Source organism: Acidobacteriota bacterium (assembly GCA_030949985.1).
Lineage (GTDB): Bacteria > Acidobacteriota > Polarisedimenticolia > J045 > J045 > JALTMS01.
Genome location: JAUZRX010000021.1, coordinates 23,967 through 37,455, shown reverse-complemented (window position 1 = coordinate 37,455; position 13,489 = coordinate 23,967). Strand labels below are relative to the sequence as shown.

Genomic DNA, 13,489 nt, shown 5'->3' with positions numbered 1-13,489 from the left:
GGCGGGCCCGGCGGCCTGCCCCCCTCTCGTGTCGGGCGCCGTATCCGGTGACGGGCGTCCAGAGCCTGGGGCGCATCCGCTGCGCTATCCACGCGGAAGTTCGTGTTAGTTTTGCTTTTGTTGTTATATCGTCCATGCGACGCCTCCACCGCGTGCGGACTCCTCGCTGGCGTGCGCCATGGAGTGAAAGAGGGCAGACTGAATGGCAGGGACCCAGGAGCGGTCAAGCCGGACCGCCCGGAGGAGCTTGACGATGAGATTTGACGGCGCGTCCAAAATTCTGCTGGCCACGGTGGCCTTGCTGGCGCTGGCCATGGCACCCGTGATGGCCGACTACGATGCCGGTTTGGCGTACTTCAAACAGGGCAAATACGTGGAGTCAGCGGCTGAATGGGAAGGCGTGATCGCCAACGCTCCCGAGTATGCCTACGCCTACTACATGCTGGGCAACTGCTATTTGAAGCTCAAGAAATACCGGGACGCCGAGCCCCAGTTCCGCAAGGCGGCCGATCTGGATCCGGGGAAATTCAACTATCACCTGAATCTGGCTCAGACACTGATGGCGCTGCGGAAGTACACCGAGACGATCAACGTCCTCGATCAGGCGGAGGATCTGGCCACTTCGGAGCGGCAAAAGACCCTGCTGCATCGCCTCAGGGGCCTGGCTCTGGTCAGTACCAAGGATTACAGCCGGGCTGCCGAGGACCTCAAGCAGGCCAATCCCGGGGGCCATCACCAGGTAGCCTCCAACCTGGCGCGGGCGTGCTACCAGATCAACGACTACGACTGCCTGAAAGACGCCGCGACCAAGGCTCTCAAGCTCAAGGCCACCGATGAGGCGACCCAGAGCCTGCTGGTTCGGGCCACGGTCGAGCGTGCCCGCAGGACGAAGGACAAGGCCCGGAAGAAAGCGATCTACAAGCAGGCGGCTGCCTACGCGGCGAAGTTGATCCCCATCGCCAAGGATAAGGTCAAGGCTCACGAGCTCAACGGGGCCGCCCTGTTGGGGGCCGAAGACTACAAGAAGGCCATCGCCGAGTTCCGCAAGGGACTCGAGCTGAAGCCCAAGAGCTGCAACGCGATGATGAATATCGCCACCGCCTACCAGCAGCTGGCCGACTGGGATGCGGTGATCGAATGGGCCGGCAAGGCGGCTACCTGCGACCCGAAAAGCCATGCGGCCTATGGCAAGATCGCCTTCGCCTACAACAAGAAGGCCAAGAATGCCGACAAGTCCCGGCAGGAGGCCCTCTATGGCAAGGCGATAGCCGCCGCGGACAAGGCCCTGGCGATCAAGGCCGGCGACAAGTGGGCCCGGCAGCAGAAGCAGATCGCCCGGAAGGGCATCGAGGCCAAGCGTCAGAATGACGCCGTCGACGCCGATGCCCAGCGCGTGGCGGCGGAAAAGGCGGCCGCCGAGCGGGCCGCGGAAGAGGAACGCAAGCGGCTCGAACGGTGGAAGGCCCTCCAGGGCGAGAAGAAAAAGAGCGGGGGCGGGAGCTAGCTCGCCGGGCGACCGGCTTCGCTCCGTTCTCGAAGCTCCTCGCGGCCCCGGCGTGGCAGCCGGGGCCGCGGCTTATGGGGAGAGATTGGCCGGTTATTCAGGGGCCATCCCCGGTTTTGCCGCAGCCGGCTTACGGTTTGGTTTGAATCCTCGTTGACACCCCCCCGGGGGGTTGCTAGCATCCCCGTCCCTGCCCTCTTCGATTTCGCGCATTTCCACCCCGAGTTGGCGTCGGGAGGTTCGATCAGACTTCCGGAGGCGCAAGAGTGGACCAGACAACCATTGCCCTGCTCGTGCTCTTTGCCGCCGCGGTGGCCACCCCCGCGGGGATGCTGACGGTTTCCGCCATCGCGGGGCCGGCGCGCCGTCGACGGCGGACCGACATGACGCCCTACGAATGCGGCGTCCAGCCCTTCACTTCGGCCCGGGGGCGCTTTTCCCTCAAATTCTACCTGGTGGCGATGCTCTTCATCGTCTTCGACATCGAAGCCGTTTTCCTCTACCCCTGGGCGGTGGAACTCAAGCAGCAGGTGTTGTCCGGGCGCGGACTCTTCGTCTTCTTCGAGATGATGGTCTTCCTGGGCATTCTGATCGTTGGATTCATCTACGTCTGGGGCCGCGGCGCCCTGGAATGGGACCGCTGAGAATGGGCGGCGAAAACACGGCGGCGCATGCGCCGTCCCTGTGGGACGAGGGCGGGAGTCTCGAGCGTCTGCGAGAGGCTTTCGGCGAGGTCGAGATCGGCGCGCAGAGTTTCCGCGGCCAGACCACCCTGGTCGTGCCCGTCGAGGCGCTGCTCGACGTGCTGGCCTTCCTGCGTGACGACCCCGAGTGTGGCTACGATTTTCTGACCGACGTCACGGCGGTGCACTGGCCGGCCGACGCCCAGCCCTTCGAGATCGTCTACCACCTCTATTCCTTCGGGCGCCATACACGGCTGCGGGTCAAAACGCGCCTCGGGCCGGAAGCGACTCTTCCTTCGGTAGTCGAGCTCTGGCCCGGCGCGAACTGGCTCGAGCGCGAGTGCTACGACATGTTCGGCGTGACCTTCGAGGGGCATCCGGACTTGCGGCGCATCCTGATGCCCGACGACTTCGAAGGTTGGCCGCTGCGCAAGGAATTCCCTCTCAAGTGCTGACAGCACCGGCCGGGGGCCGTTTCTCCCGCACCCGGCCGCGGAATGGACAACGACGATGAGCGAACCGGTCTACCGGCTGCCACCGGACGAAGACAGCGAGCGAATCACGATCAATATGGGGCCGAGCCATCCCGCGACCCACGGGGTGCTGCGCCTCGTTCTCGAACTCGACGGCGAGGTCGTCAAGAGCTGCAAGCCCGACCTGGGCTATCTGCACCGTGGATTCGAGAAGATCGCCGAGAACAAGACCTGGCAGCAGTTCATGACCTGGACCGATCGGATGGATTACCTGGCGCCGATCTCGAACAACACGGCGTACGCCCTGGCCGTTGAAAAACTGCTGGGCATCGAGGTCCCCGAGCGCTGCAAGGATCTGCGGGTGATTCTCTGCGAGATGGCCCGCATTTCGGCGCACCTGCTGTGGCTGGGCACCCATGCTCTCGACCTGGGTGCGATGACCGTCTTCTTCTACACCTTCCAGCAGCGTGAGTACCTCTACGACCTCTTCGAAAAACTCACCGGTGCGCGGCTGACGACCTCGACGATTCGCATCGGCGGGATGGCCCGCGACGCCAGCGCCGAGTGGCTCGCCGAAGTGGGGGAGTGGAACGAAAAGGTCGTCAAGATCTACGACGAGTGCGAAGGTCTGCTGACCCGCAACCGGATCTGGGTCGACCGGACTCGCGACATCGGCGTGATGAGCGCCGAGGAAGCCATCGCGATGAGCCTCAGCGGACCGGTGCTGCGGGCCTCCGGGGTGGAGTGGGACCTGCGGCGCGCCCAACCCTATCTCTCGTACCCGGACTACGACTTCGAGATTCCCGTAGGCACGGTGGGTGACACCTACGACCGCTACCTGGTGCGCATCGAGGAGATGCGCCAGAGTTCGCGGATCATCCGGCAGGCCTTGAAGAAGATTCCCGACGGGCCGATCAACGCCGACGCGCCGAAGGTCGTCCTGCCGCCGAAAGAGAAGGTCCTGACGTCGATGGAGGACCTGATCCATCATTTCATCATTCTCACCGAAGGCATCCAGCCCCCCAAGGGCGAGGTCTACCACGCCATCGAGGCGCCCAAGGGAGAGCTGGGGTTCTACATCGTCAGCGACGGGGGCCCCGCGGCCTACCGCTGTCGCATTCGGGCCGGAGCCTTTGTCAACCTTCAATCCGTAGAGAAGATGGCGCTGGGCCACATGGTGGCCGACGTGGTGGCCATCATCGGCAGCCTCGACCCCGTGATGGGCGAGGTCGACCGCTAGCGATCGAGGAGCCGAGAGTGTTTGGCGAGGCTTTTGAGAAGAAGGTCGATCAGATGGTGGCGCGGTACCCCCAGCCGCGGGGCGCCGTGATGCCGTTGCTGCACATGGTGCAGGAAGAGGAGGGCTTCGTCAGCCCCGAGGCCGAGGCTTGGATCGCCCGGCGCCTGGGCCTGACACCGGCCTACGTGCACGGCGTGACCACCTTCTACACCATGTACCGCACCGCGAAGCAGGGGCGTTATCTGCTGCAGCTCTGCACGACGGTGTCGTGCATGTTGCGCGGTTGCGACAACGTGCTCGAGCACATCAAGAAGCGGTTGGGCATCGAGGAAGGCGAGACCACCGCGGACGGGACCTTCACCCTGGTCACGGTGGAGTGTCTGGGTTCCTGCGGCACAGCTCCCATGATGCAAGTCAACGACGACTACTACGAAGATCTCGACATCGAGCGGGTCGATGCCCTGCTCGACGCCCTCGAGCGCGGGGAACGGCCCGAACCTGGACCGGGTCCCTGCCGGGTGTTGGTGGAGTAGCCATGGACAAGGTCCTCACGCGGCTCGTCGGTATCGAGGGTTCTCGCACGCTCGATGTGGCCCGGCGGCACGGCGCCTACAAATCCCTCGAAGCGGCGGTCAAGATGGACCCGGGGGAGATCATCGAAAAGGTCAAGGCCTCGGGTTTGCGGGGCCGAGGCGGTGCCGGCTTCCCCACCGGGGTGAAGATGTCTTTCATGCCCAAGGAACCCACGCCGGAACGTCCCAGCTACCTGATTTGCAATGCCGACGAGTCGGAGCCGGGAACCTTCAAGGACCGCGTGATTATCGAGGAAGACCCTCACCTGCTGATCGAAGGATGCTTGATCTCCTCGTTCGCCATGCGTTGCTCGTGCGCCTTCATTTACATCCGGGGGGAATACACCCTCGGGGCGCAGGTCCTCGAGCGGGCGGTGGAGGAGGCCCGGGCCGCGGGGCTGGTGGGCAAGAACATCCTCGGCTCGGGCTGGGATTGCGACGTGGTGGTGCACCGGGGAGCCGGTGCTTACATCTGCGGCGAGGAAACGGCGCTGATGGATTCTCTCGAGGGCGGCCGCGGCAACCCACGGCTGAAGCCTCCCTTTCCCGCCCAGGCCGGCCTCTATGGTTGTCCCACGACGATCAACAACGTGGAGACTCTGGCCAACCTGCCGGTGATCATCGAGCGCGGTCCGGAGTGGTTTGCGGGCATTGGCCGTAACGAGCGCAACACGGGGCCCAAGCTCTACTGCGTGTCGGGGCATGTCAAACGTCCCGGTGTCTACGAACTGCCGATTTCGACACCGTTGATGGAAATCATCGAAGAGCACTGCGGCGGTCTGCTGCGGGACGGCAGCCGGTTGAAGGCCGTGATCCCCGGCGGCTCCTCGGTGCCGGTGCTGCGGGCCGACGAGTGTCAGGATCTGCCGATGGACTACGACGCCGTGGCCGAACGCGGTTCGATGCTGGGATCATCGGCGGTGATGGTGATGGATCACACCACCGACATGGTCAAGGTGATGGCTCGGATCGCGCATTTCTATGCGCACGAATCCTGCGGCCAGTGCACACCGTGCCGCGAGGGAACACCTTGGCTGGAGAAGATCTTCCAGCGCATCCTGCGGGGAGAAGGCCGGCCCGAGGACCTCGATCTTCTCGACTCGGTGGCGGGTCACATGCAGGGAACGACGATCTGTCCGCTGGCCGACGCGGCGGCGATGCCGGCCCGCTCTTTCATCTCCAAGTTCCGCGACGAGTTCGAGCACTACATCCAGCACGGCCGCTCCGCGGTGGCGGCCGGCTGACGAGCAGGGCGACGACGATGCCGACCTTCACGATCAACGACCGCGAGCTGACCGTCCCGGAGGGAACGACGATCCTTCAGGCGGCTCTCGCCCATGGGATCGATATTCCCCACTACTGCTATCACCCGGGCCTGAGTATTGCGGGTAATTGCCGGATCTGCCTGGTGGAAGTCGAGAAGTTCCCGAAGCCCGCCATTGCCTGCAACACGGTCGTCTCCGACGGCATGGTGGTCAGTACCGAGTCGGAAAAGGTACAGGGCTGGCGGGAGTCGGTGATGGAGTTCCTGCTGATCAATCACCCTCTCGACTGTCCGATCTGCGATCAGGCCGGCGAGTGTCGCTTGCAGGAGTATTCCTACCGGCACGGCGCCCCCACGACCCGCTTCGTCGAGGAGAAAGAGCACGGGCCCAAGCGACGCGACCTGGGGCCCCACGTGCTCTTCGACTGGGAACGTTGCATCAAGTGCACCCGCTGCATCCGGTTCTGCGAGGAAGTGCCCAAGACGGGCGAATTAGGCATGTTCCTGCGAGGCGTGCGTGAGGAAATCGGCGTCTTCCCCGGCCGCGAACTGGCCAATCCCTACTCGGGCAACGTGGTGGACATCTGTCCGGTCGGGGCGTTGACCCTCAAGGAATTCCGGTTCCGTTCGCGCGTCTGGTTCGTCACGGACGTGCCTTCGGTCTGCCCGGGGTGCGCCCGCGGCTGCTCGGTCGACCTCGGTACGCTGCGCAACGAGATCTACCGCATCACCCCCCGTACCAACCATGCGGTGAATCGCTGGTGGATCTGTGACGAGGGGCGGTTGTGGAATCGGCGCCTCGCCGAGGCGCGCGACCGGAGGCTGGGTGTTCCCCGTTCCGGTGATCAGGAAGGCGACTGGGAAGCGGCTCTGGCGGCGGCCTCCGCCGCTCTCTCTTCCGCGGCCCCCGGGGGCAAGGTGGCGTTACTGGCCAGTCCGCGGGCGACCGTGGAGGAGATCTACCTGCTGGCGCAACTGGCCATGGGGCCGTTGGGAGGCGCTCGGGTCTACCTGCCCCGGCACGAGCGGGGCGAGAATGACGAGTTACTGATTCGCTCCGACCGCTCGCCCAATGCCCGGGGCGCCGAGATGGTTCTCGACGCCGTGGCTGGTGGTTTTGGCCGGGTGGAGGCCCTCGAAGAGGAACTGCGTGCGGGGAAGATCGATGTGCTGCTGGCCCTGGGTCCCGGACTGTTGGGGCCTGTCGACGACGAGGATGACGTCATCGATGGCGAGGCGCTCGGTCACGCATCCCGCGTGATCGTGCTCGATGCTTACGCCTCCCCGCTTTCCGCTGCCGCCCAGGTATTGCTGCCGGTCTGCAGCTACGCGGAGAGTGGCGGGACATGGGTCAATTTCGCGGGTCGGGTGCAGCACGCGGAGAAGGCCTTGTTGCCTACCGCGACGGTGCGGCCGGCCTCCATGGTGCTGGCTGATCTCTTCGATTCGCTGGGTTCGAGGAAGGCTCCCGCGCCGGCGGAAGTGGCGGCCCATATCGCCGAAAGCGTGCCGGATCTCGCCGGGATCGAGTGGAAAGCCCTGCCGGGTTCCGAGGGGCAGGACGCCGCCGGCTGCCAGGCCGCCGACCAGGCTTGTCCGGCTACGGGCGCGGCAGCGCGCATGCTGGCTTCCGGCTGGAAGCTCTGAGGAGAGGTTCACAGTGGATCTCGTCATCGTCATCGGAGCGGTCGCCAAGGTGGCGGTCGTCGTCGGCTTGCTGCAGGTCAGCGTGGCCTTGCTGACCTGGGTCGAAAGACGAGGCTCGGCGCTGATCCAGTTGCGCCGCGGCCCCAATCGGGTGGGCCCCTTCGGATTGCTGCAGCCCATGGCCGACGGCATCAAATTCTTCTTCAAGGAAGATATCCTGCCGCCCTTCGTGCACAAGCCGACCTTCATCCTGGCGCCCGCGGTTTCGCTGTTTTGCGCCTTGATGGCCTTTGCGGTCATTCCCTTCGGTGGCGTGCTGGAGATTTCGGGCCGGGAGATCCCGCTGGTCATCGCCGACATCGACGCCGGGGTGCTCTTGCTGCTCGCCGCCAGCGGGCTGGGCGTCTACGGCATCATCCTGGCGGGCTGGGCTTCGAACAACAAGTATTCGCAGCTCGGCGGCCTGCGCGCCTCGGCTCAAATGATTTCCTACGAACTCTCTCTGGGCCTGGGCGTCATCGCCGTACTCGTCCTGGCGGGTACACTCAACCTGGGAGAGATCGTCGAACTCCAGTCGCGACAACTACCCTTCGCGATCTTCCTGCCTCTCGGTTTCGTGGTGCTGCTGATCGCCGGTCTGGCCGAAACGAACCGCTTGCCGTTCGATCTGCCCGAGGCCGAGTCGGAATTGGTGGCGGGCTACCACACCGAGTACTCGTCGATGAAGTTCTCCATGTTCTTCATGGCCGAGTACATCAACATGATCACTTCGGCCGCCCTGCTGGTGACCCTCTACCTGGGTGGTTACGCGGTTCCCGGGTTCATTGCCGGGCCGCTCGGTCTGTCGGGTAACGCGCTGGCCGTAGCGCAGGTGGCCAGCTTCGCCTTGAAGGTGGCCTTTTTCCTCTGGGTATTCGTCTGGGTTCGCTGGACCCTGCCGCGCTTCCGTTTCGATCAGCTGATGCGGGTCGGATGGAAAGCCTTGATTCCGCTGGGCTTTCTCAATGTGATCTGGGCGGCGCTGCTGGCGATCCTCAAGCCGGAGTGGTTCTCATGATCGCGCTGGGAGTGATGGCAACGATGGGTTCCGTGCAGCTGACGGTCTTCGCCCTGCTGGCCGTGCTGGCCGCAGGTAGCGCGCTGGTCGTCGTGCTGCACCGCAACCCCGTGGTCGAAGGTCTGTTCCTGGTGTTGCACCTGCTGACGATCGCGGGTTTCTACGCCCTGCTCGAGGCCTACTTCTTCGCCGTGGTGCAGGTCCTGATCTACGCCGGCGCCATCATGGTCCTGATCATCTTCGTCATCATGCTGCTCAATCTGCAGCCCGAGGCGAAGGGAGGGCCCGGCCTGGTGCCGATGTTTTTCGCCTTCGCCATGGGTCTGGCCCTGGTGCTGCTGCTGATCCGGGCGGGAACCTCCTTCGCACCGGATCCGCCCGTGGGCGCCGTCGCAGAGGATTTCGGCACGGCGGCGGGGATGGGTCGGGCTCTCTTCGGGGCGTACTTTTACCCCTTCGAGCTGGTATCGCTGGCGCTGCTTTCCGCCATGGCGGGAGCGATCGTGCTGGCCAAGCGTCATTTGGAGGATTGAGTGATGGCCGACGCTCCCAGCGCAGCCTTGTTGCTCTCGTCGCTGCTTTTCGCCATCGGAGCCTTCGGCGTCCTGACCCGTCGGGGTGCGATCACGATCCTGATGTGCATCGAGATCATGCTCAACTCCGCCAACCTCGCGCTGGTCTCCGTCAGCCGCGCGCTGCCGGGTGTTGGTGGGAGCGGCGCGGTGGATGGGCAGGTGATGGCGCTTTTCGTTCTCGCGATCGCCGCCGCGGAGGCGGCAGTGGGCCTGGCGATCGTGATCGCCCTGTTCAGGCTCAAGGGTTCCACCGATATCGACCTCGCCCGATTGCTGAAGTGGTGAGCGCCGACCCGGGGAGATACAGGCAATGCTTCCTTACCTGATTCTGATTCCCCTTGCGCCGCTGGCGGGTTTCCTGCTGGTCGGTTTGCTCGGCTCGTGGGGGCTGCTGGAGGACAAGTGGGCCCACCGCATCGCGGTGACCTGCTCGGCCTTGAGCTTCGTCTTGACGCTCGCCGTGGTCGCCGATTTCAGCGGTGGCCTCGAAAATTACGCTGTCGGCGCCGGCAGCGCCTACGAGGTCGTGACGGGCAACGAGCACGATCCGGCTCGCTTCGAGGTGACGTATTGGGAGTGGCTCCCCCTGGGTGAGGCCAACCTGCGGGGTTGGGGGCCCGATGGCAGCGTGAGAGCCAACCTCAGCGTGGGCTGGACCCTCGCCGTCGACGCCCTGACCCTGGTGATGCTCCTGGTGGTCAGCGGCATCGGTACCCTGATTCACATCTACTCCATCGGCTACATGGCCGGGGAGCGTGGCTACTACCGCTTCTTTTGCTATCTCAACCTCTTCATGGCGATGATGTTGACCCTCGTCCTGGGGGGCAACATCCTGGTGATGTTCGTCGGCTGGGAAGGCGTGGGGCTCTGCTCTTATCTGCTGATCGGCTTCTACTATGACCAGGTCTTCGACAAGGAAAGCGGGCTGACCTGTGCCGACGCCGGGCGCAAGGCCTTCATCACCAACCGTATCGGCGATTTCGGCTTTTTGCTCGGCGCACTGCTCCTGGTGGTGACCTTCGGTACACTGGACTTCTCGGAGATCGCCGCCGCGATCAATGCTTCTTCGGCCTTCTGGTACGGATCGGCCCTGCTTACCGGTATCGGGGTTTTGCTCTTCGTCGGTGCCACGGGGAAGAGCGCCCAGGTGCCGCTCTACGTCTGGCTGCCCGACGCGATGGCCGGACCGACTCCCGTCTCGGCTCTGATTCACGCGGCCACGATGGTCACGGCCGGCGTCTACATGTTGGCCCGGATGTCCGCCCTGTATTGGCATGCGCCGGGGGCGATGTTCGTGGTGGCCGTGGTGGGCTGCCTGACGGCCGTCTTCGCGGCGACGATGGGCATGGCTCAGTACGACATCAAGAAAGTGCTGGCCTATTCCACGGTTTCCCAGCTCGGTTACATGTTTCTGGGCGCCGGCGTCGGGGCTTTCGTGGCGGCCGTCTTCCACCTGGTCACTCACGCCTTCTTCAAGGCCTGCCTCTTCCTGGGCTCCGGATCCGTGATTGCCCGCTGCGGTCACAGCAACGACATGCGGCTCTACGGGGGCCTGAAGCGGTGGATGCCGGTAACCTACGCCACGTTCCTGGTCTCGACTCTCGCGATCACGGGTTTCCCGCTTCTGTCGGGTTTCATGTCCAAGGACGAGATCCTGGCTCGCTCCCTTTTCTCCTACCGCGGTTCCTTCTGGCTCTGGTTGTTCGGAACTCTTGGTGCGGTGATGACGTCGTTCTACATGTTCCGTGCCGTGTGGATGACCTTCCACGGTGAGAACCGGTCTCCCGAACACGTGCGCGAGAATCTCGGGGAGTCGCCCCGTGTGATGACCGGCGTGCTCGTGGTTCTGGCGATCGGCGCCGTCCTGGTCGGTTTTCTCGGGATCCCCGGCGGGGTGAGCAACCTGCTGGGCCTGGGCGATATCAACTGGTTCGAGCACCAGCTGCACCCGGTCGTCGCCGCCCGCGGCGTGGTGGCCATGGCGGCCCACGGCGGCGGCCACGCCCCGGTGGGGGAGCATGGCCATGATGCAGGACACGGTGCGGCCATGGAGGTGCTTCGAGAGGGTATGGCGCATCCGGCCCTGAGTACCGAGTGGGGGCTGTTCGGTGTGGCCCTGTTGGTCTTCCTGGTCGGCCTGGGCATGGCTTCCTGGGCTTACGGCGGGCTGGGGGAGCGTGCGCAGAGGCTGGGTCGAGCGCTGGCGTATCCGCGGCGACTGCTGTACCGCAAATGGTTTGTCGATGAGGCCTACCAGCGTCTTCTCATCGGGCCTTTCTGGTCCTTGAGCCGATTTTTCGATGGAACGGACCGCCGGGTCGTCGATGGCGCGGTGAATTTCAGCGCGGCGGCGTCCGAGCTTTCCGGGCAGGTGATCAAGCTGTTCCAGACCGGCATCGTGCGCCACTACGCGCTGTGGCTGCTGTCCGGGGCGGTGATGGTCATCTGGCTGATGACGAAATAGGGGATCGGGGCGATGGCTGGAACGGAACTGATGCTGGACCTCAGGGCCATGATGCCGACCCTCTTTCCGGCGGTCTACGGCCTGCTGTTGTTGATCGGTGTGCCGCTGCTGCGGCGCGATGATCGACGTTGGCTGTGGTATATCGCGGTCGGAGGAATGCTGGTCAGCACCCTGGTGCCGATCAGCCTGCTCTACACGGGAACCGCCGGCCAGGGTGGCATGGAGATGCTGCGCTGCGATCCGATGGCCCTGTGGCTCGATGTCATGTTCGCGGTGGCGGGCCTGATGGCGCTGCTCGTCATCCCGGCCTACCTCGAACGCGTCGATGCCTACCGGGGAGAGATCTTCCCGTTGATGTTCTTCGCCGTGACGGGAATGACCATCATGGTCGCTACCGAGAACCTGGTGATGATCTTCATCGGTCTCGAGGTCCTGTCCATCGCGCTCTACGTGATGACCGGGATGGTGCGAGGGCAGCAACGCTCGGTGGAGGCGGCGCTGAAGTATTTCCTGCTCGGCGCCTTCTCGACCGCCCTTTTCGTTTATGGCATCGCCCTGGTATACGGAGTGACGGGACGCTTCGACCTGGTGGGCATCGGTGGCGCTGTGATCAGCGGCGAGGTCTTTGGTATGCCGATGCTGCTTGCCGGCCTGGCCCTGATCATCGTCGCCTTCGCCTTCAAGGTGGGGGCCGTGCCCTTCCATTTCTGGGTGCCCGACGTCTACCAGGGAGCGCCCACGCCGGTGACGGCCTTCATGGCCGCGGGGACGAAGGCCGCGGCTTTCGGCGTATTGTTGCGCATGCTCCACACCGGCTTCGATGGTAGCGCGGAGGTTTCATCCCGCTGGGTGCTGGCCCTGTCGGTGCTGGCTGTGGCTACGATGCTCGTCGGCAATCTGCTGGCGCTGGTCCAGGATCGGCTCAAGCGCCTGTTGGCCTACTCCTCGGTGGCTCACGCGGGTTACCTGCTGCTCGGCCTGATCGCGCCGATCGAAGTGGGAGCGGCCAACGTGCTGTTCTACCTGCTGGTCTATACCTTCATGACCGTCGGCGCCTTCGTGGTGCTCTCCCTGTTCCAGGAAGACGGCGAGGATGCCGACCATCTCTCTCACTTCTCCGGGCTCTTTCAGCGTCGGCCGCTGCTCGCCATCGCGATGGGCGTCTTCATGCTCTCACTGACGGGCATTCCTCCCCTTGGCGGCTTCGTGGGCAAGTACACGATCTTCCTCGCGGCCGTGCGTTCGGGGCACGTGGGGCTGGCGGTCGTGATGGGCGTCGCGGCCGTGATCGGCGCGGCGTACTATCTTAAGGTGATCGTCGCCATGTTCTTCCGCGCTCCCGAGCGGTCCCTCGTAGACAACCTGAAGGTGCCGCTGCCGGCTGCCGTGGCGGTGGCCCTGGCCGTGGCAGGCACCGTCGTCCTCGGCGTGGCACCGTCGTTGGTCCTGGGTCCGCTTTCCCGGGTGCACGTCGGGATCGCCCTCCTGCCGTGAGTCTCGCCGAACGCATCGACCCGCGCTGGGTCCTTGTCGACCTGGAAGCCGGTGATGCGGAGAGTCTGTTCACCGCGGTCACCGAGACGCTCGCCCGAACGGGTTTCTTGAACCAGGCTGAGCGCGCCAGGGCCAAGCTGCTCGATCGCGAGAGGATCATGAGCACGGCTATCGCTCCCGGTGTGGCCGTCCCCCATGCCCGCTGCGAAGACTCGGACCGCGTCGGTCTGGCCGTCGTCCGGCTGGCCGGCGAGGGCATCGACTTCGGTGCGCGGGACGGTCAGCCGGTCCGCCTTTTCTTCGTTTTGCTCGGCCCCCCCGAGGCGACCGCCGAGCACGTCCAGGTCCTCGGCCAGATCGCCCGCCTGATCCAGAATCGCCAGGCCATCTCTCGCCTGCTGGCCGCCCGGTCCGCCGGGGAAGTCCTCGATGTGCTGCGCGAGGAGTAGCGTTCTCGGATTCGGCGGCGTGCCGGATCGCCCGAGATCGCGGGGGCGGTGACTTCCCGCGGGGGCG

The 13,489-nt window shown here is 64.7% G+C and carries 13 protein-coding genes; all 13 read left to right on the top strand.

From position 1 onward, the window contains the following. Positions 1-253: 253 nt before the first annotated feature. The 13 genes from Q9Q40_05110 (at position 254) to Q9Q40_05050 (ending at position 13,422) form a co-directional block, all read left to right on the top strand. On the top strand, positions 254-1,504 hold the full coding sequence (locus Q9Q40_05110) for a tetratricopeptide repeat protein (protein ID MDQ7006588.1): 1,251 nt from the start codon (positions 254-256) through the stop codon (positions 1,502-1,504). A gap of 266 nt (positions 1,505-1,770) precedes the next feature. Then, the gene (ndhC, locus tag Q9Q40_05105) at positions 1,771-2,148 is read left to right on the top strand and encodes an NADH-quinone oxidoreductase subunit A (protein ID MDQ7006587.1); all 378 of its coding nucleotides are present in this window, start codon (positions 1,771-1,773) and stop codon (positions 2,146-2,148) included. Positions 2,149-2,150: 2 nt separating this feature from the next. Then, complete coding sequence (locus Q9Q40_05100) at positions 2,151-2,642, top strand: NADH-quinone oxidoreductase subunit C (GenBank protein MDQ7006586.1); 492 nt, start codon at positions 2,151-2,153, stop codon at positions 2,640-2,642. A 55-nt stretch (positions 2,643-2,697) separates the two neighbouring features. After that, entirely contained in the window at positions 2,698-3,900 is a 1,203-nt protein-coding gene (gene nuoD, locus Q9Q40_05095) for an NADH dehydrogenase (quinone) subunit D (GenBank protein ID MDQ7006585.1), read from the top strand. 53 nt (positions 3,901-3,953) lie between these two features. Continuing rightward, positions 3,954-4,433: an NAD(P)H-dependent oxidoreductase subunit E gene (locus Q9Q40_05090; protein MDQ7006584.1), complete on the top strand. Its 480-nt coding sequence runs from the start codon at positions 3,954-3,956 to the stop codon at positions 4,431-4,433. 2 nt (positions 4,434-4,435) lie between these two features. Further along, positions 4,436-5,716 (top strand): NADH-quinone oxidoreductase subunit NuoF, encoded by a 1,281-nt coding sequence (nuoF, locus tag Q9Q40_05085; GenBank protein MDQ7006583.1) that lies wholly within the window; start codon positions 4,436-4,438, stop codon positions 5,714-5,716. A 17-nt stretch (positions 5,717-5,733) separates the two neighbouring features. Continuing rightward, positions 5,734-7,383 carry a 2Fe-2S iron-sulfur cluster-binding protein gene (locus Q9Q40_05080; protein ID MDQ7006582.1) on the top strand — a complete coding sequence of 550 codons (1,650 nt, stop codon included), beginning with the start codon at positions 5,734-5,736 and terminating at the stop codon, positions 7,381-7,383. A gap of 13 nt (positions 7,384-7,396) precedes the next feature. Then, positions 7,397-8,440 (top strand): NADH-quinone oxidoreductase subunit NuoH, encoded by a 1,044-nt coding sequence (gene nuoH, locus Q9Q40_05075; GenBank protein ID MDQ7006581.1) that lies wholly within the window; start codon positions 7,397-7,399, stop codon positions 8,438-8,440. After that, on the top strand, positions 8,437-8,973 hold the full coding sequence (locus tag Q9Q40_05070; GenBank protein ID MDQ7006580.1) for an NADH-quinone oxidoreductase subunit J: 537 nt from the start codon (positions 8,437-8,439) through the stop codon (positions 8,971-8,973). Before nuoH ends, Q9Q40_05070 begins: the two co-directional genes overlap by 4 nt. A gap of 3 nt (positions 8,974-8,976) precedes the next feature. Next, positions 8,977-9,300, top strand: a complete 324-nt coding sequence (nuoK, locus tag Q9Q40_05065; GenBank protein ID MDQ7006579.1) for an NADH-quinone oxidoreductase subunit NuoK — start codon at positions 8,977-8,979, stop codon at positions 9,298-9,300. 25 nt (positions 9,301-9,325) lie between these two features. Continuing rightward, positions 9,326-11,479 carry an NADH-quinone oxidoreductase subunit L gene (gene nuoL, locus Q9Q40_05060; protein ID MDQ7006578.1) on the top strand — a complete coding sequence of 718 codons (2,154 nt, stop codon included), beginning with the start codon at positions 9,326-9,328 and terminating at the stop codon, positions 11,477-11,479. 12 nt (positions 11,480-11,491) lie between these two features. Continuing rightward, entirely contained in the window at positions 11,492-12,973 is a 1,482-nt protein-coding gene (locus tag Q9Q40_05055; protein MDQ7006577.1) for an NADH-quinone oxidoreductase subunit N, read from the top strand. After that, complete coding sequence (locus Q9Q40_05050; protein ID MDQ7006576.1) at positions 12,970-13,422, top strand: PTS sugar transporter subunit IIA; 453 nt, start codon at positions 12,970-12,972, stop codon at positions 13,420-13,422. The genes Q9Q40_05055 and Q9Q40_05050 overlap by 4 nt, the downstream gene beginning before the upstream one ends. Positions 13,423-13,489: the final 67 nt, after the last annotated feature.

Coding starts and splice junctions, on each gene's coding strand:
- Q9Q40_05110 (MDQ7006588.1), top strand. CDS start 254: ATGAGATTTGACGGCGCGTCCAAAATTCTGCTGGCCACGGTGGCCTTG.
- Q9Q40_05100 (MDQ7006586.1), top strand. CDS start 2,151: ATGGGCGGCGAAAACACGGCGGCGCATGCGCCGTCCCTGTGGGACGAG.
- nuoD (MDQ7006585.1), top strand. CDS start 2,698: ATGAGCGAACCGGTCTACCGGCTGCCACCGGACGAAGACAGCGAGCGA.
- Q9Q40_05090 (MDQ7006584.1), top strand. CDS start 3,954: ATGGTGGCGCGGTACCCCCAGCCGCGGGGCGCCGTGATGCCGTTGCTG.
- nuoF (MDQ7006583.1), top strand. CDS start 4,436: ATGGACAAGGTCCTCACGCGGCTCGTCGGTATCGAGGGTTCTCGCACG.
- Q9Q40_05080 (MDQ7006582.1), top strand. CDS start 5,734: ATGCCGACCTTCACGATCAACGACCGCGAGCTGACCGTCCCGGAGGGA.
- Q9Q40_05070 (MDQ7006580.1), top strand. CDS start 8,437: ATGATCGCGCTGGGAGTGATGGCAACGATGGGTTCCGTGCAGCTGACG.
- nuoK (MDQ7006579.1), top strand. CDS start 8,977: ATGGCCGACGCTCCCAGCGCAGCCTTGTTGCTCTCGTCGCTGCTTTTC.
- nuoL (MDQ7006578.1), top strand. CDS start 9,326: ATGCTTCCTTACCTGATTCTGATTCCCCTTGCGCCGCTGGCGGGTTTC.
- Q9Q40_05055 (MDQ7006577.1), top strand. CDS start 11,492: ATGGCTGGAACGGAACTGATGCTGGACCTCAGGGCCATGATGCCGACC.